This window comes from Pontibacter sp. Tf4 (assembly GCF_014212495.1).
Lineage (GTDB): Bacteria > Bacteroidota > Bacteroidia > Cytophagales > Hymenobacteraceae > Pontibacter.
This window is the reverse complement of record NZ_JACKZC010000001.1, coordinates 153,681-172,833: the sequence shown is the minus strand read 5'-3', so window position 1 is coordinate 172,833 and position 19,153 is coordinate 153,681. Positions and strand designations below refer to the sequence as shown.

The 19,153-nt window shown below is 48.1% G+C and carries 17 protein-coding genes; 16 read left to right on the top strand and 1 reads right to left on the bottom strand.

The window, feature by feature from the left end; translation table 11 throughout:
- Window positions 1-61 precede the first annotated feature (61 nt).
- The 14 genes from pdhA (at window position 62) to recJ (ending at window position 16,866) form a co-directional block, all read left to right on the top strand.
- Window positions 62-1,105 carry a pyruvate dehydrogenase (acetyl-transferring) E1 component subunit alpha gene (gene pdhA, locus H7F15_RS00715; RefSeq protein ID WP_185195029.1) on the top strand — a complete coding sequence of 348 codons (1,044 nt, stop codon included), beginning with the start codon at window positions 62-64 and terminating at the stop codon, window positions 1,103-1,105.
- 114 nt (window positions 1,106-1,219) lie between these two features.
- Window positions 1,220-1,933: a tol-pal system YbgF family protein gene (locus H7F15_RS00710; RefSeq protein ID WP_185195028.1), complete on the top strand. Its 714-nt coding sequence runs from the start codon at window positions 1,220-1,222 to the stop codon at window positions 1,931-1,933.
- A gap of 146 nt (window positions 1,934-2,079) precedes the next feature.
- Window positions 2,080-2,556 (top strand): 6,7-dimethyl-8-ribityllumazine synthase, encoded by a 477-nt coding sequence (ribH, locus tag H7F15_RS00705; protein WP_185195027.1) that lies wholly within the window; start codon window positions 2,080-2,082, stop codon window positions 2,554-2,556.
- A gap of 342 nt (window positions 2,557-2,898) precedes the next feature.
- Window positions 2,899-3,288 carry a TraR/DksA C4-type zinc finger protein gene (locus tag H7F15_RS00700; protein ID WP_163911378.1) on the top strand — a complete coding sequence of 130 codons (390 nt, stop codon included), beginning with the start codon at window positions 2,899-2,901 and terminating at the stop codon, window positions 3,286-3,288.
- Window positions 3,289-3,300: 12 nt separating this feature from the next.
- Complete coding sequence (gene scpB, locus H7F15_RS00695) at window positions 3,301-3,861, top strand: SMC-Scp complex subunit ScpB (RefSeq protein WP_185195026.1); 561 nt, start codon at window positions 3,301-3,303, stop codon at window positions 3,859-3,861.
- Between the two features lie 78 nt (window positions 3,862-3,939).
- On the top strand, window positions 3,940-5,727 hold the full coding sequence (locus H7F15_RS00690; RefSeq protein WP_185195025.1) for a pseudouridine synthase: 1,788 nt from the start codon (window positions 3,940-3,942) through the stop codon (window positions 5,725-5,727).
- Window positions 5,728-5,733: 6 nt separating this feature from the next.
- Entirely contained in the window at window positions 5,734-6,453 is a 720-nt protein-coding gene (locus H7F15_RS00685; RefSeq protein ID WP_185195024.1) for a type III pantothenate kinase, read from the top strand.
- Window positions 6,446-7,738, top strand: a complete 1,293-nt coding sequence (locus H7F15_RS00680) for an OmpP1/FadL family transporter (RefSeq protein WP_185195023.1) — start codon at window positions 6,446-6,448, stop codon at window positions 7,736-7,738. The genes H7F15_RS00685 and H7F15_RS00680 overlap by 8 nt, the downstream gene beginning before the upstream one ends.
- A gap of 135 nt (window positions 7,739-7,873) precedes the next feature.
- On the top strand, window positions 7,874-8,413 hold the full coding sequence (gene lptC, locus H7F15_RS00675; RefSeq protein WP_185195022.1) for an LPS export ABC transporter periplasmic protein LptC: 540 nt from the start codon (window positions 7,874-7,876) through the stop codon (window positions 8,411-8,413).
- The gene (locus H7F15_RS00670; protein ID WP_185195021.1) at window positions 8,413-8,586 is read left to right on the top strand and encodes a hypothetical protein; all 174 of its coding nucleotides are present in this window, start codon (window positions 8,413-8,415) and stop codon (window positions 8,584-8,586) included. The genes lptC and H7F15_RS00670 overlap by 1 nt, the downstream gene beginning before the upstream one ends.
- A gap of 14 nt (window positions 8,587-8,600) precedes the next feature.
- Window positions 8,601-9,899 (top strand): hemolysin family protein, encoded by a 1,299-nt coding sequence (locus tag H7F15_RS00665; protein ID WP_185195020.1) that lies wholly within the window; start codon window positions 8,601-8,603, stop codon window positions 9,897-9,899.
- Window positions 9,900-9,976: 77 nt separating this feature from the next.
- Entirely contained in the window at window positions 9,977-12,076 is a 2,100-nt protein-coding gene (locus tag H7F15_RS00660) for a peptidylprolyl isomerase (RefSeq protein WP_185195019.1), read from the top strand.
- A gap of 151 nt (window positions 12,077-12,227) precedes the next feature.
- Window positions 12,228-14,048: a tetratricopeptide repeat protein gene (locus H7F15_RS00655; RefSeq protein ID WP_185195018.1), complete on the top strand. Its 1,821-nt coding sequence runs from the start codon at window positions 12,228-12,230 to the stop codon at window positions 14,046-14,048.
- A gap of 1,111 nt (window positions 14,049-15,159) precedes the next feature.
- Window positions 15,160-16,866 (top strand): single-stranded-DNA-specific exonuclease RecJ, encoded by a 1,707-nt coding sequence (gene recJ, locus H7F15_RS00650; RefSeq protein ID WP_185195017.1) that lies wholly within the window; start codon window positions 15,160-15,162, stop codon window positions 16,864-16,866.
- A gap of 56 nt (window positions 16,867-16,922) precedes the next feature.
- Here recJ and H7F15_RS00645 read toward each other — a convergent pair whose 3' ends face one another.
- On the bottom strand, window positions 16,923-17,741 hold the full coding sequence (locus tag H7F15_RS00645; protein ID WP_185195016.1) for a glycoside hydrolase family 25 protein: 819 nt from the start codon (window positions 17,739-17,741) through the stop codon (window positions 16,923-16,925).
- Window positions 17,742-17,932: 191 nt separating this feature from the next.
- Here H7F15_RS00645 and lptB point away from each other — a divergent pair, with 191 nt between their 5' ends.
- Window positions 17,933-18,664 (top strand): LPS export ABC transporter ATP-binding protein, encoded by a 732-nt coding sequence (gene lptB / locus H7F15_RS00640; protein ID WP_185195015.1) that lies wholly within the window; start codon window positions 17,933-17,935, stop codon window positions 18,662-18,664.
- A gap of 86 nt (window positions 18,665-18,750) precedes the next feature.
- The gene (locus tag H7F15_RS00635) at window positions 18,751-19,119 is read left to right on the top strand and encodes a four helix bundle protein (protein WP_185195014.1); all 369 of its coding nucleotides are present in this window, start codon (window positions 18,751-18,753) and stop codon (window positions 19,117-19,119) included.
- Window positions 19,120-19,153: the final 34 nt, after the last annotated feature.

Here is a 19,153-nt window from a genome sequence, read left to right as displayed (position 1 = left end):
GCCTGCAAGGTACTTTTTCTGCCTGAGCATGCAACGGATAAACCCAGATTAGATATTTACCATGGCTACGAAAGAAAAGGCAAGCGCGAAGTCGGCGAAAGCAAAGGTACAGGCTGAGCCAAAGTTTTCAAAGGAAACATATATGTGGTGGTTTGAGTCGATGAAACTCATGCGCCGCTTCGAAGAAAAATCAGGTCAGCTATACGGCCAGCAAAAGATTAAGGGTTTCTGCCACTTATACATTGGTCAGGAAGCCTGTGTGGCCGGTGCCGTAACCGCGCTTACCAAAGACGATAAGTGGATCACAGCTTACCGCGACCACGCACACCCGCTGGCGCTGGGCACTGATCCGGGCGCTATCATGGCAGAGATGTTTGCCAAAGTAACCGGTTGCTCTAAAGGTAAAGGCGGCTCCATGCACATGTTCGATAAGAACGTGAACTTTATGGGAGGCCACGGTATAGTTGGTGGTCAGGTGCCGCTTGGTGCTGGTATTGCCTTTGCTGAGAAGTATAACAAAACCGGTAACCTGTGCATTTGCTACATGGGCGATGGTGCTGTGCGTCAGGGTGCTTTCCACGAGGCGCTGAACATGGCCATGACCTGGAAACTGCCGGTTATTTTCGTGATCGAGAACAACGGGTATGCGATGGGTACATCGGTACGTCGTACCTCAAACGTACAGGAACTATATAAATTAGGCTTGTCTTACGATATTCCTTCTATGCCTGTAGATGCGATGGTGGTAGAGAACGTGCACACAGCTGTTGCAGAAGCCGCAGAACGTGCCCGCGCCGGCGAAGGACCAACCCTGCTGGAGTTCAGAACTTACCGCTACAAAGGCCACTCTATGTCGGACCCTGCCAAGTACAGAACAAAAGAGGAACTGGAAGACTACAAAGGCCGCGACTCGATTGAAGCAGTTGCAGCTACCATCCTTAAAAATGGCTGGGCCACCGAAGAAGAACTGGAGCAGATAGACGAGAAAGTGAAGCAGCAGGTAGCAGATGCCGTTAAATTTGCCGAAGAGTCTCCTTATCCGGACCCATCTGAGTTGTACACAGATATTTACGTGGAGCCGGACTACCCTTACGTGATGGACTAAAATAATTTAGAATTAGGAATTAAAAATTATAAATTTGGTGTTCCGAAATAAGGGACATAGATTTATATCCAATTTTTTATTCCTACTTTTGAATTTCTAATTCAATTAATACTGATGGCTAAAGAAACAGTAAAGAAGCACAGCGAGTTTGAGGAGCTGGTTGAGAATCCGGATGCGTTAGCAGAACGTCTGTCGCACACGGATGATTTCGTGAAGAAAAACAAGTCGAAACTGCTCGGTGTGTTTGCCGCCATTGCTGCCCTTATTGTAGCAGGATTTTTATACTATAACCACCGCACCACGCAGGCCCAGGAAGCTCAGGAAGCTATGTTCCAGGCTACTTATTACTTCGAAGCCGACTCGCTGAACAAAGCCCTGAACGGCGATGGCCAGTACAAAGGCTTTGTAGCAATTGCTGATGAGTACAGCGGAACAGATGCCGGTAACCTGGCTAACTTCTATGCTGGTGTAGCCCTTTTAAAAGAAGGAAAGTTTGCAGAAGCACAGAATCACCTGGAAGAATTTGAATCAGATGATTACCTGCTGCAGGCCCGTGCTTATAGTTTAATCGGTGATGCTTTATCAGAGCAAGGCAAGAACAAGGAAGCGGCTGACCAGTACATGAAAGCGGCTAACCACAATGCCAACGAGTTCTTTTCGCCACAGTACATCATGAAAGCCGGTATCGCTTACGAAGCCGATAACAACTATAAGGCAGCTGCCGAAGCGTACGACAAGATCGTGAAAGACTACGTAACATCAGCTGAACTGAACGACGCTAAAAAATACAAGGCCCGTGCAGAAATGCTGGCCGGAGGCGCAAACTAATTTACGCCTGCGTATAAACTATACAAGCGCTTTTGTCTTTAACTATAAGGCAAAAGCGCTTCTGTTTTATAACCTGCCTTAAACTATAACTATAGTTGTTTGTCTACAGGCAACAATCAACAATTAACAATCAGCAATTATAAAGTATGGCAACAGCTTTAAAGAACCTGAACGAGTACAACACCGCTACCTTCGCCGATATGGCGGACAAAAAGTTTGGCCTGGTAGTAGCCGAGTGGCACAAAGACATTACCGACGCCCTGAGCAACGGCGCCATCGAAACACTTTTAAAGCACGGCGCACAAAAAGAGAACATCTTCCGTAACACAGTGCCGGGCAGTTTTGAGCTTACCTTAGGAGCCCAGTTTTTAGCCCAGCACGAGGAGATTGATGCCGTGATCTGTATTGGTGTTGTAATTAAAGGCGATACCAAACACGACGATTACATTAACCACGCGGTGGCAAACGGCCTGACCAACGTGTCGCTGAAGTACAACAAGCCGGTAGCGTTTGGCCTGGTTACGACCAATAACCTGGAGCAGGCCCTGGATAGAGCAGGCGGAAAGCATGGCAACAAAGGCGTGGAAGCAGCTGCAGCCGTCATCCATATGCTTAGCTTTTAGGGTTTTTAGCTATAGTTCTGAAACACAGTAAATTGGACTGGTTTTTGTAAGTCAGTACTGAAAGTGCCCGCAAACAGAAGCAGGAGCCCGAAAAGTTTGTACTGTGTTACGGAAAGTGCTGATACTGTGTGTTAAAAAATTTTAAATATGGCAGGATAGGTAGCAAAGTATAAATATTACTACTATTTTTGCACGAATTTTACCAAAAACTACTCTGTTAAAAGCAATGAACAGGGGCGTAACAATTGGTAAAATAAACTATAAAAGAAGCTTTGCTGTTGAAGACCAAAGCAAGGGTAACTATAAAAAACGAAGTCCAAGCAAGTATACTTATACCATACAATGAATACGAACGAAGAAAGACAGCGTTATTCCAGAGAAGAGCTGATGGAGTTTGAAGGCATCATCAACGAAAAGCTGACGAATGCCAAAAAGGAAGTAGCGTTCATTAAGGAAACCCTTAGCCGCCGCAACGATACCGGTACTGATAACACGGCATCTCCTACCAAAGTACTGGAAGATGGAGCTGATACGGCAGAAAAAGAAAGCCTGAACCAGTTGGCTTCCCGTCAGATGAAGTTCATCCAGCAGCTGGAGAATGCCCTTATCCGCATTAAGAACGGAACTTACGGCGTTTGTATAGTTACAGGCAAGCTTATCCCGAAAGAAAGACTGCGTGCCGTGCCGCACACCCAGCATACCATAGAAGCCAAACTACAGCGTAACGATTAGACTTTTACTTCTTTGAATATCCTGCAGCACCATATACAGGCACTGGTTTTCTGTGCCCAGTCACCTATCAGCATAGAGGAGATACAGCGTTGCCTTACCGAAGCGCTGCAGATGGAAATTGCTGTTGGTGATGTATTGGAAAGCATAGAAGCCATTAACGAGCAGCTGAACGAGACCGGTTTTGCCTTCCAGATCTACGCGATCGGGGGCGGCTACCAGTTCCTGACCAAGCCGGAGTACCAGGAAACGGTAAGCGTTTACCTCAAACAGAAATCCAAAAAGAAATTGTCAGCGTCCGCACTCGAGACGCTGGCAATTATTGCCTACAAACAACCTATTACCCGCAGTGCCCTGGAGCAGATCCGTGGCGTTGGCTGCGATTACGCCGTCCAGAAACTGCTGGAAAAAGACCTGATAGAAATTAAAGGAAAAGCCGATACCATCGGAAGGCCGGTACTTTACGGCACTTCGCAGAAGTTTATGGATTACTTTGGTATCAACCACATAAAAGACCTTCCACAGCTAAAAGACTTCGCCACCGAAGAGAATACCATTGGCGAAATAGCAGATTAGCGACCCCACACAACAACGAATTTTCAATTTTACTGCATATAAGGTACAGTAGCGATACTGCATCAAAAGAAATTAACAATGGCAAGAGATAACGAAAGACCTGCCCGCGGCAACGACGGCGCAGGAAGAAGAGAGAATAACCGCTTCTCGTCTGACCGTCCGCGTAATGACCGTGGCGAGAAAAAAATATTTAACAGAAGAGATAAATACGAAGATACAGACCGCCGCTCATTCAATTCTGAAAGAGGCGAAGAAGGCGAAAGAAGATCGTTCAGAGACCGCAGAGAAGGTGGCGAAAAGCGTGACTTTAACCGCGAAGACCGTGGTGAGAGACGCAGCTTTAACCGTGAAGATCGTGGGGAGCGCCGCAACTATAGTTCAGACAGAAACGAAGGTGGTGAGCGCAGATCATTTAACCCTGACAGAAGAAATAGCGAAGGCCGTTCTTTTGGCAACGACCGCCCTGCCTTTAAAAGAGAAGATAGCAGCGAGGAGAGTGGCGTAAAGAAATTCAGCTTTAAGCGCGGAAACGAAGAGCGTGAAGAGCGCGGTGGTTTTAAGCCACGCCGCGAGGAAGGCCAGGAGCGTAACTATAACCGCGGAGAGCGCCGCTCATTCAACTCAGATCGTGGAGAGCGCAAGCCTTACAACGACAGAAGAGAAGGTGGCGAACGCAGATCGTTTGGCGAACGCACCGAAAGAGACGAGCGTCGTAACTATAGCTCCGATCGTCGTGAGGACCGTCGTGGACCGAGAGAAGAAGGTGGCGAGGAAAGACGCTCTTTCAGAAACGACCGCGAGGACCGCAAACCGTTCAACAGAGAAGAACGCGGCGAAAAACGTAGCTTTAACCGTGAAGATCGTGGCGAGCGCCGCAACTATAGTTCAGACAGAAACGAAGGCGGCGAACGTCGTCCGTTTAAATCAGACAGAAGAGACAACCGCGAAGAAAGACCTTTCAGAAGAGAAGAGCGCAGCTTTGATGGTGAGAAAAGAAACTTCAAGTCTGACCGTGGTGGCAAGTTTAATAGCAGAGACCGCAGAACCAGCTTCTCGAACCGTGAAGAACTGGGCGAGCCGGAAACACCAAACTATAACACCAAGCATTACGAGAACAATCCGCGCATCAAAAAAAGCAACCGTAAGGAAGAGAACGACGGCACTATCCGCCTGAACCGTTACATTGCTAATGCCGGTATCTGCTCGCGCCGCGAAGCTGATACGCTGATCGAATCGGGTGAAATTAAAGTGAACGGCCAGGTTGTAACCGAAATGGGCTTTAAAGTTCGTCCGGAAGACACCGTGCAGTATGGCAAAAAGATCCTGAACCGCGAGAAACTGGTATACGTGCTGCTGAACAAGCCAAAGGATTTCCTGACCACAACAGACGATCCGGAAGGCCGCAAAACAGTGATGAGCCTGGTAGAAAAAGCTTCAAACGAACGCATCTTCCCGGTGGGCCGCTTAGACCGTAATACAACTGGTTTGCTGCTGTTTACAAACGATGGCGAACTGGCCCAAAAGCTGACGCACCCATCTAACGGTGTTAAAAAGATTTACCAGGTAGAACTGGACAAGCAGATCACGAAAGAAGATTTCCTGAAAGTAGCGGAAGGCGTAGAACTGGAGGATGGCAAAGCCGAAGTAGATGATGTGGCGATGATCGGCGATACAGGCAAGTTCCTGGGGCTGGAGATACACATTGGCCGTAACCGCATTGTGCGCCGTATTTTCGAGCACCTTGGTTACGAAGTAGTATCGCTGGACAGAGTGCAGTATGCAGGCCTGACTAAAAAAGACCTGCCACGCGGCAACTGGCGTTACCTTTCAGAGAAAGAGCTGATCCGTCTGAAATACTTTATGTAAGAACCTATGCAAAGCATTGCGGTTGATGCGGGCAATACCGGCACCAAGTATGGCATCTTCGAAGGAAATAACCTGGTAAAACAGGGCTATTTTCAGGGATTGGAAAACATCCCGGCAGAGATAACAAACCATACATTTGAGCATGCCATAGTTGCCAGCGTAGCCGCCGATGCTGCAGACTATAGCGCAAGGCTGTCTGTAACCGGTAAAACAGTGGTTTTATCGGCACAGACAGCCTTGCCTGTTTTAAACAACTATAAAACGCCGCAAACCTTGGGTGCCGACAGAATTGCAGCCGCCGTTGGGGCACATTACTTTTTCCCGGAACAGAATTGCCTGGTGTTTGATGCCGGCACAGCCATTACCCATGAGTTTGTGACCAGCAACGGAAGTTACGAGGGCGGCGGCATTGCGCCGGGGCTGCGCATGAAATTAAAGGCCCTGCATACTTTTACACAAAGGCTTCCGTTAATAGACCAAATTCCTGATAACTTTACACTAACCGGGCAAACCACACAAGAGTCTATTTTGAGTGGCGTTTTGGTGGGTACTATAGCCGAACTTAACGGTTTAATACAACTATATTCCAAAAAAGCGCCGGATTTAACCGTTATACTTTGCGGTGGCGATGCAGGATTTTTTGAAAGTAAATTAAAAGGACGCATCTTTGTAATTCCTGAATTAGTCTTGATCGGGCTTCACAGAATTTTGATTCATAATGTATAAAACACTTCGCGGTCTGGTTTGCGCTGCTGTACTTTGCTTAGGGTATGGTGCACAGGCACAGAATATTGGTAATGCCCCTTACTCACGCTACGGCATAGGCGAGTACAACTATAACACAGGCAATATCCGGAATGCAGGTATGGCTAATACAGGCGTTGGCGCAGGAAATATTTTCCAGATAAATACGGCCAACCCCGCATTGCTCTACTATAACAGCACTACTGTTTTTGAATTAGGCGTAGCCGGTGAGGTAAAAAAACTGCAGAATGCCACCCAGTCGCAGACAGACGGTACTGCTAATCTTTCGGCAGTTTCCTTAGCCATCCCGATCATGTCGCAGCGCTGGACCACAGCCCTAAGCCTGCGCCCGTACTCCAACGTGTCGTATGATGTGATATCACGCAACAGGATCTCGGAAGATATCGTGATCACAGAACAATATACTGGCGATGGCGGCATTTCAGAGCTGTCGTTCGGCCACGGTATCCGCCTGACCAAAGGCCTTACTATTGGTGGCAGCGCGTCTTACCTGTTCGGTAATATCACCAAGGAGTCTATTTCAACCATACTGGATTCTACTATAACTGACTCCAGAACCTTAGAGGTAGAGCAGGTAGTAAGAAGCCAGGAAACAAAGTACAATGCACTGCTTTTTAAAGCCGGAGCCAACTATAGAAGCAAAGTAACCGATAAGCTGTTTTTCAGTGCCGGAGCTGTTTATACCCACAAAACGGACCTGGATGCTGACCGTTACGCATCCTTCGAGCGCCGCACCCCTTTAAGCGTACAGGACAGCTTATTTGCCGTTAGCACAACAGGCAAGGTAAATCTGCCGTCGAGCTTTGCAGCAGGTATCAGCATCGATAACGGTTCTAACTTTACACTGGCAGCAGATTACCTTACACAGAAATGGTCTGACTTTAAAGACCTTAACAACGAACAGAAACTGGTTGACAGCTACCGTGCCAGCGTTGGTGCCGAATTCACGCCAGATGCTAACTCGGTGGGTAATTACTTCGAGCGTGTGACTTATCGTGGAGGTCTTTACTATGGCAATACGCCTTACCAGGTTGGCGGCGAGCAACTGAACGACAAAGGCGTTACATTCGGGGCAACATTTCCGTTTGGCCGCTCTACCATTTATGATATGTACCAGCTAAACACATCGTTCGGCTACGGTATGCGTGGTACTAAAGACAACGGCCGTGTACAGGAAAACTACTTCCAGTTCAACATTGGCGTTACCGTAAACAGCCGCTGGTTTATTAAGCGAAGAATAGAATAGCTATACCCAACTATAGATTGAAACAGAAGGCCGTTGTAAAGCGGCCTTTCTTGTGTTATAAGCTACCGTATTGCCCGGGCATTTACACATTCGCACAAAATTTGCTAACTTCACACAGAAACCACTGAGCGGCCAATGAACAGAAAATGCTGGAAATATGTACTACTGTTAACCTTTGCGATAACAGGCGCAGGCTGCCGCGAGGACCTGAAAGACCCGGATAAAGAAGTGAAGTACAAGGGCCCTGTGATCGAGAACAAAGATGTTTTTACCCTGTACAGCGATTCAGCCAAGCTTATGATCCGGATGAAGGCACCTGTGCAGCAGGAATTTGAAGGCGGAGACGGCGTTTTCCCGAAAGGGTTTTACGTGGAGTTTATGCAGCAGGAAGGCCAGGTAACCTCTACTATGCGCGCCAACTATGGCCACCAGGATAAAGGCAAGGAAATATATTTTGCAAAAGGAGATGTGCAGGTGCATAACATCCTGAAACAGGAAAAACTGGAAACAGAGGAACTATACTGGGACCGCCGTCGCCGCAAGATCTATACCGATAAGTTTGTGAAGATAACAACTCCGAACCGCGTGGTAACCGGGCATGGGCTGCGCTCTGACCAGAACTTCGAGAATTATACCATCCAAAAGATAACAGGTGTTTTTGACCTGGAAGAGTAATGAACCAAAAATTAATTAATACCATTTTATTATCGCTGTCTTTTGTGGCAATGATCATTGGCATCCACAGAAGCATAGAAGAAAGTGTTGCCGCTAACTACTGGATTTTTATGATTTCCTTGGGGCTGTACATCCTGTATGGCTACCGCAAAAAGAAGAGCCAGTCCCGGTAACGGTATAACCTGACATGATAGAACCCGACCAGATCATATTTTTAGTAACAGGCCTGCTGTTGTCCGCATTTTTTTCGGGCGTCGAAATAGCTTTTATGTCGGCCAACAGGCTGCAGATAGAGCTTAGCGGTAAAAACGGGGTGCTCTCCGGCCGCATATTGTGGCACCTGTTGCAGCATCCTTCGCGCCTGATGGGCACTGCCCTGATCGGAAATACACTTGCCCTGGTGCTGTATGGCTTTGCAATTGCCGGCCTGCTGCATAATGTGCTTTCCCACACCTTCCCGGATCAGGTACAATACGACCTGCTTATTCTGGTAATTCAGATTGCCGTGGCTTCGGTGGTTATGCTGCTGACAGCAGAGTTCTTGCCGCGTAGCCTGTTCGTTATCAACCCGAACCGCATGCTGCAGGTGCTGGCGCTGCCTATAGTTGTGTTTTACTACCTGTTGTTCCCGGTAGTGTATGTTATTGTTAAGCTAAGCAAACTGGTAGCCGAAAAGCTGTTTAAAATAGAATTCTCGGACCAGAAACCGGTATTTGGCTTTACGGATCTGAACACCTACATCAAAAACAGGCTGTATCATCCGGATAAGGAGAACGCCCCGGAAGTTGACCCGGAAATTTTCCATAATGTACTGGAATTCAGGACTGTAAAGGTGCGCGAATGTATGGTGCCACGCACCGAGATAGAAGCTGTGGAAGAAAACGACCCTGTGGAAAGCCTGCGCAAAACCTTTACCGAGACCGGCCATTCCAAAATACTGGTGTACCGCGATAACATCGATAACATTATTGGCTATTGCCACCAGCTGGATATGTTTAAGCGGCCGGAAAAGATAGCAGATATACTGGTGCCGGTTAGCCTTGTGCCGGAAAGCATGCTGGCCAGCGAGCTGTTTGTAAAGTTTGTAGCTGAACACCGCAGCATAGCCGTGGTGCTGGACGAGTTTGGCGGCACAGCCGGCATCGTGACCGTGGAAGACGTGATAGAAGAGATTTTCGGGGAGATAGAGGACGAGTACGATCTGGATGATACCCTGGAGCAGGCCGCGCCCGATAAAGGTATATACATGCTGAGCGCCCGCCTGGAAATTGACTACCTGAACGATAAGTATGGCCTGGATCTGCCCGAAGGCGATTATGAGACGCTGGGGGGCTTTATTTTTTCAGAGATAGGAGAGATACCGTCGCCGGGCGATGTGCTGCAACACCCGCCGTACCAGATCACGATCCTGACCATGGACGAAAACCGGATAAACACCGTCCGGCTGGTAAAAGCATCAGATTTTCAGGCAGAACCGGAACATTAAACAGAAATGCATAAAATTTTGAATTTTAGCGCGATTAACCTTATTTTGCACAATCCTTTTTATAAGTTAAACAGATAATGGCATTAATTAACAAGATTAGAGAGAAGTCTGGTTGGGCGGTAGGCGCCATTGCCATTGGGCTTGGCATTTTTGTAGTAGGCGGCGACCTGCTTGGGCCAAACTCAAGGCTTCTTGGAAACGACGCCAACGAGATTGGTGAGATAGCTGGTGAAACGATTGAATACCAGGAGTTTGATAATATTTTCCAGCAAACCAAGGCGAACTATGAAGCGCAGATAGGCAGAAGCGCCAACGAAGGTGAAATGGCTATGATGCGTGAGCAGGCCTGGAATCAGCTGATCTTTAAAATTGCCTTAGAGAAAGAGTACGAGCGCCTGGGCATAGCCGTATCGGAAGAAGAACTGTTTGATATGGTGCAGGGTAACAACATACACCCGGCAGTACGTCAGGCTTTCACAAACCCACAGACAGGTGAATTCGACCAGGCACAGATCGTGCAGTACCTGCAGAACATGTCGCCGGAAGACAGACCAATGTGGACCAACTTTGAGCAGGGTATAGCCGCCGACCGCGTTCGTGCAAAATACACCAACCTGCTGAGCAAGTCTGTTTATGTAACTACAGCAGAAGCCAAAAACTTCTTTAACGCGCAGAATGCCACCGCATCGGTTAAAGTAATGTACGTACCATTCTTTACGATATCGGATTCGGCTGTAACCGTAACTGATGCGCAGCTGAAAGATTTTTATGAGCGCAACAAAGAGCTTTACAAAGTAGAGGAAGGCCGCAGCATAGAGTATGTTTCCATTCCGGTAGCTGCCTCAGAAGAAGATAACAAGTCGTACCAGGAAGAAATGGCCTCTGTAGCGCAGCAGTTTGCAGCAGCTACCAACGACTCTGCCTTCGTAAATACAAACTCTGATGTGCCATTTAACGGTACTTATGTGATCCCGGGCCAGTTGCCTGAGCAACTGCGCAACGAAAACCTGGTAGAAGGCAAAGTTTACGGCCCGTATACGACCGAGACATCTTATACCCTGTATAAAGTACTGGATGTTAAAGATGGTGGTAAGAGTGCTGCCAAAGCAAGCCACATCCTTATCCAGCCATCAGCTGATACCCCGGAAGCAAAAGCAGAAGCAAAAGCTAAAGCTACTGATATCCTGAATCAGATAAAGAAAGGTGCTGATTTTGCCCAGATGGCAGCGCAGCATGGTTCTGACGGTACTGCCTCGCAGGGCGGTGACCTGGGTTGGTTTGAGTCTGGCCAGATGGTAGCGCCATTCGAGAAAGCCGTGTTTGGTGCTTCATCGGCTGGCCTGTTGCCAGAGCTTGTGGAGACGGAATATGGTTACCACATTGTAAAAGTTACTGCTCCTAAAACAAGCCGCTCGTACAAGATTGCAACTATACAGCGCGCTATTGAGCCAAGCGAAACTACCCGCGATGCTGCTTATGCGATAGCTGATGAGCTGTCAGGCACAAGCGACAACCTGGAAGGGTTCCGTAAGAATGTTGCCGAAAACAAAGCCCTTGTAAAGCAGGAAGTAAAAGAGATCGGTAAGAACAACATTGTGGCCGGCAACCTGACCAATGCCCGCGAGCTTGTGCGCTGGACATATGCCAAAGATACAGAAGTAGGAGATGTATCGCCGGTATTCGAGATCGGTGATGAGTTTGTGGTAGCTGTACTGACTGGTAAGCACGAAAAAGGCTACGCTAAAGTTGAGGATATCAAAGATGAGCTGACAGCTGCCGTTCGTAACGAACTGAAGGCAAAACAGATCATCGAGAAGATACAGAAAACAAAAGGCACTGTAGACCAGATGGCTGCCGCTTATGGCCCGGATGCTATGCTTAGAACAGCTGACGATGTAACGTTTGCAGCCGGAACAATACCTGGCATCGGCCTGGAGCCGGTAGCAGTAGGTAAAGCTTTCGGTCTGAAGCCGGGTGGCCGTACACAGCCTTTCGAAGGAAACGGTGGTGTGATGGTGGTAGAACTTACTGCCCTGAACAAAGCTCCGGAAGTAAAAGACCTTTCTGGTGTGAAGCAGCAGTTAGTAAACATGCGCACCGGTAACGTAGAAAGCAGAGCATTTGATGCCATTAAAGAGAAATCCAACATTGTAGATAACCGCGTTAAGTTCTTCTAAGCCGCCGGTTGCTATAGTATAAAATGAGCCACTCCCGCAGAGTGGCTCGTTTGTTTTATAGGATATCCAACGTACAACATTTAACTTTTAACCTCAGAAGCAAGCAAATAGCTATATCAAGTTCAGGCAAAAACTCGTTGTAAGTACACCTATGGCTCCATTCAGAAAACTATACCTGCTACTGGCACTTTGCCTGGCGCTGTTGTCGGTAACGGCACAGGCGCAAACAGGCCAGGACCTGGCACTGGCACGCGAGTACTACAGCAAAGGCGAGTACCAGAAAGCCGAAGCCCTGTTTGAAAAGCTGGTAGAGGACAAACGCTATTTTGCAGCCACTTACCCTGATTACCTTAAAACGCTGCTGGCCCTGCGCAACTATAAAGCTGCCGAAAAGCTTGTAAAACGAACTATAAAACAGAACCCCGGCAACTATAACTATGAAGTAGATCTGGGATTGGTATTCCAGGCAGCCGGCGATAAGGCCGCCGCCGAGAAGCATTTTAACAAGATCATTTCGCAGACAACTCCTGAATCGGCTATAGCCATTGCGAGCGCTTTTATACAGAACGAACTATACGACCAGGCAGAGCAGACCTACCTGCGCAGCCGGGAACTGAGCAAAGACCCACTGGAGCACAACCGCCCTTTGATAGCATTGTACACGTACCGCCGGAAGAATGAAGCCCTGGTGCCAGAAGTGCTAAACCTGCTGCAGGAAAATGAAACAGAGATAGGCTATGTACAAAACATGCTCCAGAACAGTTTGCGCGACGAGAAAGCTTTGGATGCGCTGGAGAAGGAACTGATCATGCGGGTGCAGCAGCAACCCGATAAACTGGCCTACAGCGAGCTACTGATCTGGCTATATATACAACGGCTGGACTTTTACGCTGCCCTGATGCAGGCACGCGCCGTAGACAAGCGTACCCGCAGTGGTGGCTCCAGGGTTATGGAGCTCGGTAACATCAGTGCCAAAAACAAAGACTATAAAAGTGCCATAGAGGCGTTTGAGTACATTGTAAATGAGTATCCGGAAGGCCCTTTTTACCTGGTGGCCCGCCAGCGTCTGATCAATGCCCGCGAGGAGCAGGTGCAGAATACATTTCCGGTTGATAGAGAAAAGATACGCGCCCTGATTGCTGATTACGATGCCCTGCTGACAGAAGTAGGCCGCAGTGCCGCCACCGCAGAGGTACTGCAGCACATGGCCAACCTGTATGCCTTTTATTTGGATGATAAAGCCAAAGCCATTGAATTACTGCAGGAAGCCATTGCCATGCCCCGCGCCAATGCCAACCTCGTAGCAGAAAGCAAGCTGACGTTGGGGGACATTTACCTGCTGAAAGGAGAACCCTGGGAAGCGACCCTGCTTTATTCGCAGGTCGAAAAATCGCATAAAGACACGCCGGTTGGCTACGAAGCAAAATTACGGAATGCCCGCCTGAGCTACTTTAAAGGAGATTTTGAACTGGCGCAGGCCCACCTGGATATTCTGAAACTGGCCACCAGCCGCGAAATTGCCAACGATGCCATGGACCTGAGCCTGCTGATCACGGATAACACCGGCCTAGATACATCAACAACCGCCATGGAAGAATATGCCGCCATCGAACTGCTGGTGTTTCAGAACAAGATGCAGGAAGCCCTTACCCAACTGGATGCCATGTTGCAGAAATATCCCGGCCATAGTTTAACCGACGAGATCTATTTCCAAAAAGCCGCCATACAGGAAAGAATGGGGAATTTTACAGAAGCCATCGCCAGCCTGCAGAAAATAGCCGGAAACCCGCAATACGACATTCTGAGCGACGATGCCCTGTTCCGGATGGCCTATATTTACGAAGAGAACCTGAAAGACCCCGTCAAAGCACAACAGCTGTACAACGACCTGCTCGTGAAGCACCAGGGCAGCATTTTCGTAGCCGAAGCCCGAAAACGCTTCCGTAAACTACGCGGCGATAGTGTGAATTGATAGCTGCCTGAATCAGAATTTATAGGATTAGTGAATCTACAGGATTTAAGCTTTGGCTATAGTTTGATAAGTTATAGCTGCTCCTTTGTCATCCCGAGCGAAGTCGAGGGATCTTATTTGTCTTATAGTTCTATAGTTGAAGCCAATTGCAACTGGAAACAAGCCGTTGTTCTATAGTTACCTTTCATCCTGGGAGCTCTAAGAGCCTATCGTTTTATAGTTTGCTTGGCTCCCTCCCGGGCCGGGAGGTCTCGTCTTCGGGCATCGCGCTGCTGCCTTCTTGCTATCCTCGTGCCTTGGATTGCCTATCGGCACCGGAACCTCTCGAGGCGCTCAACCCAAAGACTGATAACAGTTCGATAGCTTCTGCTGTAACTATAGTTTACTTGAAGTTTCTTGGCTAAAGCAGATCTGTTTTACTCGTGGCTATAGTTCCGTAGGGACAGGTCGCGACCTGTCCGCTCAATATCGTTAACTATAAAACTATAGCTATTGAATTATAGCAATATCAGAGTTCCCCTCCTTGGATAAGGAGGGGTAGGGGTGGTTTGAACCACGGTAACTATAGCACTATAGTTCAAACTATGGTAAAGGCAGCAAAGTCCCCCTTTGAAGGGGGCAGGGGGATGACCAACGCCAACTATGAAACTATAGCTCCCCCAACTATAATCATGGCAGTAATTCCCCTCTTGAGAGGGGTAGGGGTGTGTTCGCTAACTATAAATCAAACTATAATAAAGCAGCAAATCTTCCGCTTTAGACTACCGAGAAGCGATTCCGAAAACAGCGAGCGTAACATCTAAGGGGCAGGGGTGGTTGGACCAACCGCAACTATAGAACTATAGGTACAAAATAACCGGCCTAAATCTTAGCTGAAAAAGATGAACAGGATGAGGAGAAAGAGGAGAAACGTCCCGTACATCACCAGATCAAGGGAGTAATCCTTATACTTCTCATAAACAGCTCTGAATCGTTTCATGGCGGCAAATGTTGTGAAAATGTAAAAGTACAGATTTTAAAGCAAATAAGGCGCGGAAGCCAGCCAGGAACAAACTAAAACCTGCTTAAATTAGTTAACTTTGCAGATATCTGATTTAGTACAGCAAGCAAAATGGAGAAAAGGTGGGTATATAAGCCGGAGGTAGCTGAAGAAACGATAGACAAACTTGTCGGGGAACTGAAGATAAGCCCGACACTGGCCGGCATACTGGGCCAGCGTGGTATCTATAGTTTTGAGGAAGCCCGCGCTTTCTTCCGTCCTTCGCTTGCCGACCTGCATGATCCTTTCCTGATGAAGGACATGCACCGCGCTGTAAACAGACTGACAGAAGCCCTGCACCGCTCCGAAAAGATCCTGATCTATGGTGACTATGATGTAGATGGGACCACGTCGGTCGCGCTGATGTATGGTTTTCTGCGCCATTATACCCACCAGATCGAGTTTTACATTCCGGACAGGTACAAGGAAGGCTATGGCGTATCAACGCAGGGGATAGACTATGCGGCCGCCAATGGTTTCGGGCTCATCATCAGCCTGGACTGTGGCATAAAATCAGCAGACAAAGTAGCTTATGCAGCCAGCTTCGGGATAGATTTTATTATCTGCGACCACCATTTGCCCGACGATGATATACCTCAGGCTGTGGCTGTGCTGGACCCCAAGCAATTCGACTGCCTGTATCCGTACAAAGAGCTTTCGGGGTGTGGGGTTGGGTTTAAACTGCTGCAGGCGTTCTGTTTGCAGAACAGCGTAGACCTGGAAGAACTATTCAATTTTCTGGACCTGGTGGTAGTGAGCATCGCCTCAGACATTGTGCCTATTACCGGCGAGAACAGGATACTGGCCTACTACGGACTGCAACTGCTGAACTCTCCTAAGCCAATGCGCCCCGGACTGGACGCGTTGAAAGACCTGGCGGGTATTACCGGCGAAATGGATATTACGAGCATCGTATTCGGTTTTTCGCCGCGCATAAACGCTGCCGGCCGTATGGGCGACGCCAAAAACTCGGTACGGATGCTGCTGGCCCAGACCAAAGACGAAGCCCTCCGGATGGCCGACATCATCAACGAATCGAACAAGGCGCGCCGCGACAAGGACAGCAATATTACCAAAGAAGCCCTGCAGATGATCGAAGAAGACGATTTTCTGCGGACAGCCAACTCGACGGTGCTCTACAAAGAGAACTGGCACAAAGGCGTGATCGGAATTGTAGCGTCGCGCTGTATCGAGAAGTACTATAGGCCTACCATCATTCTTACACATTCAAATGGCAAAGCGTCGGGGTCGGCGCGGTCGGTGCATGGCTTTGATGTGCACAGTGCCATCGAGAGCTGCTCAGACCTGCTGGAGCAATACGGCGGGCACATGTATGCCGCAGGCTTAACATTACCTGTCGAGAACATTCCGGCCTTCAGGGAGCGTTTTGAGCAGTTTGTAGCCAATGCTATTACCGAAGAGCAGAAGTGCCCGCAGATAGAGATCGACGCCAAAATCAGGCTGAACCAGATCACAAAGAATTTCTTCAGTATTATAAAGCAGATGGAGCCGTTCGGGCCGGGCAACATGCGGCCGGTGTTTGTGTCGGAGTGCGTGTATGATACAGGCAACCTGCGCGTAGTAGGCGATACCCACCTGAAACTACGCCTTACCCAGGACGACTATACGTATTTTGATGCCATCGCCTTCGGGTTTGGCGACTACTACGACCGCATCTCCAAAGGTATTCCGTTTGATGTGTGCTATACCGTAGAAGAGAATAACTACCGGGGCAACATCTCCATCCAGCTGTCTGTAAAAGACATCCGCCTGAAATAAAAAAGCAGCCTGTACCGGGTGGTAAGGCTGCCTTTCTATAGTTTATCTTTAGCAAACTATGGCTGCGGATACGTGTGCCTGAACTGCTGCAGCGGGCTTTCCTGCTCGTTGGCAGTAGCCATTTCGGGTAAGCACAGTTTCATTAACTGGTCCAGGTCTCCGGCAAAAAAGTTGATATCTACCGCTGAGTTTATGCCGGCCACCGAGCCGCTGTCGGTGTACTGCCAGAACATCCAGCTATCGGTGTGGTGTACTTCGGGCTTTACCGGGCTGTAGCGGGCAATCCAGAAATGATAATCAGAGAAATGACCTTTCAGCCAGCGGCGGTAATAGTTCTGGCTGGTATAGATAATAGGTCTTACGCCATAGTACTTGGTTACAGCCTCAAGCCACGTTTTTATATTGGCGCGTAGTTCCTCGCCGCTCATGCCGGGTGTTGTTACTTCCACGTCGAGTACTGGTGGCAGGTCGCCGGTAGCCAGCGTTACTGTGCTCGTAAACAGTTTTATCTGATCTTCAACAGGAGCTTCAGGCTTAAAAAAATGGTAGGCGCCGCGCTTTATGCCGTGGCGTCTGGTTTCTTCCCAGTTACGTGCAAAAAATGGATCCAGCCTGAAATCGCCCTGGGTGGCTTTTACAAAGGCAAAGGATACACCGGCATCTTTTACCTGCATCCAGTCCACTTCTTTCTGCCACCGCGATACATCTATCCCTTTCAGCGAAGAACTGCTGTTATTGGTCTTGTCGGTATTGGTTTCGGTTTTTATGGGGTTGTTTTCTGCAACAGCGGAACTATGGCCCGCTACTGAGGAATACCAAAACATGCCGGTAAGCGCAGCATATCTACTGAAAGATAGGAGTAAAGAAAGCATCATAAAATGGTAAGTGGCTAAAAGTATTTTAATCTAAACAACTATCTCCTGAAATACAAGCTGATGCAGCAACGTTTATACATATTGTTGTATAAGTTAAATTGGACATTAGCAGGAGAAGTATACCGCTAACACGCTGCCTGGCGTTATAGTTGCATCATTGCAGTATGCTGCATTATCCGTAACTTAGCCAAATGATACTCAGAGCTGAACATCTATTTAAAAAATATAAAGCACGCCACGTTGTAAATGATGTGAGCGTGGAAGTAAACCAGGGCGAAATTGTGGGGTTGCTGGGGCCGAACGGTGCCGGTAAAACAACGTCGTTTTACATGATCGTGGGGCTCGTGAAGCCAAATGCCGGTAAGATATTCCTGGATACGGAAGATATAACAGCACTACCAATGTATCAGCGGGCTAAGCGCGGGGTGGGCTACCTGGCGCAGGAAGCCTCGGTTTTCCGGCAACTGACGGTGGAGGAGAACATACAGGCTGTGTTAGAGATGACCAACAAGACCAAGCAGGAGCAACAGGAGAAAGTAGAAGAGCTGCTGGAAGAGTTCTCGTTAACACATGTGCGCAAAAATAAAGGCGTTGTGTTGAGCGGGGGTGAGCGCCGCCGTACCGAAATTGCCCGCGCCCTGGCCGTAGATCCTAAGTTTGTATTGCTGGATGAGCCTTTTGCAGGCGTAGACCCGATTGCCGTAGAAGAGATCCAAAGTATAGTTGCCAAGCTCAAAAGTAAAAACATCGGCATACTCATTACCGACCACAACGTAAACGAGACCCTTTCCATTACCGACCGCGCCTACCTGCTTTTCGAAGGCAAGATCCTGAAATCGGGCACCGCCGAAGACCTTGCTTCAGACGAACAGGTACGCCGCGTATACCTGGGCAAACACTTCGAGCTGAAGCGGAAAATCTGATCAGTTAACAGTAAGCAGTTAACAATGATCAGATTTTAGAACCTTCTGCTTTTTATTCCGCTAAGTATAGCCTATATAGCTTCGGAATGAATGACAATAACCTTTATAACAAGTGCTATGCCTTTGCAATCAGGGTTGTAAGAGCTTATCAGCATCTTAGTTCAGAGAAGAAAGAGTTTGTGCTTTCAAAGCAATTGCTGCGTAGTGGTACTTCTATAGGTGCAAATGTAGCAGAGGCAAATGGTGGTATTTCTACTGCCGATTTCTCGTCAAAGATTTCGCTGGCTTACAAAGAGAGTCTGGAAACAAAATATTGGTTAAGTTTACTTAGAGATACTAATTACTTAGATAGCTCAGTTACTGAAAGTATGTTAAAGGATGTGGATGAGCTAAGCAAGATTCTGTTTTCAATTCTGAAATCCACAAGAATCAACTCAAAACATTTAAAGCCTTAGGCGGATTACTGTTTACTAATAACTGTTAACTGAT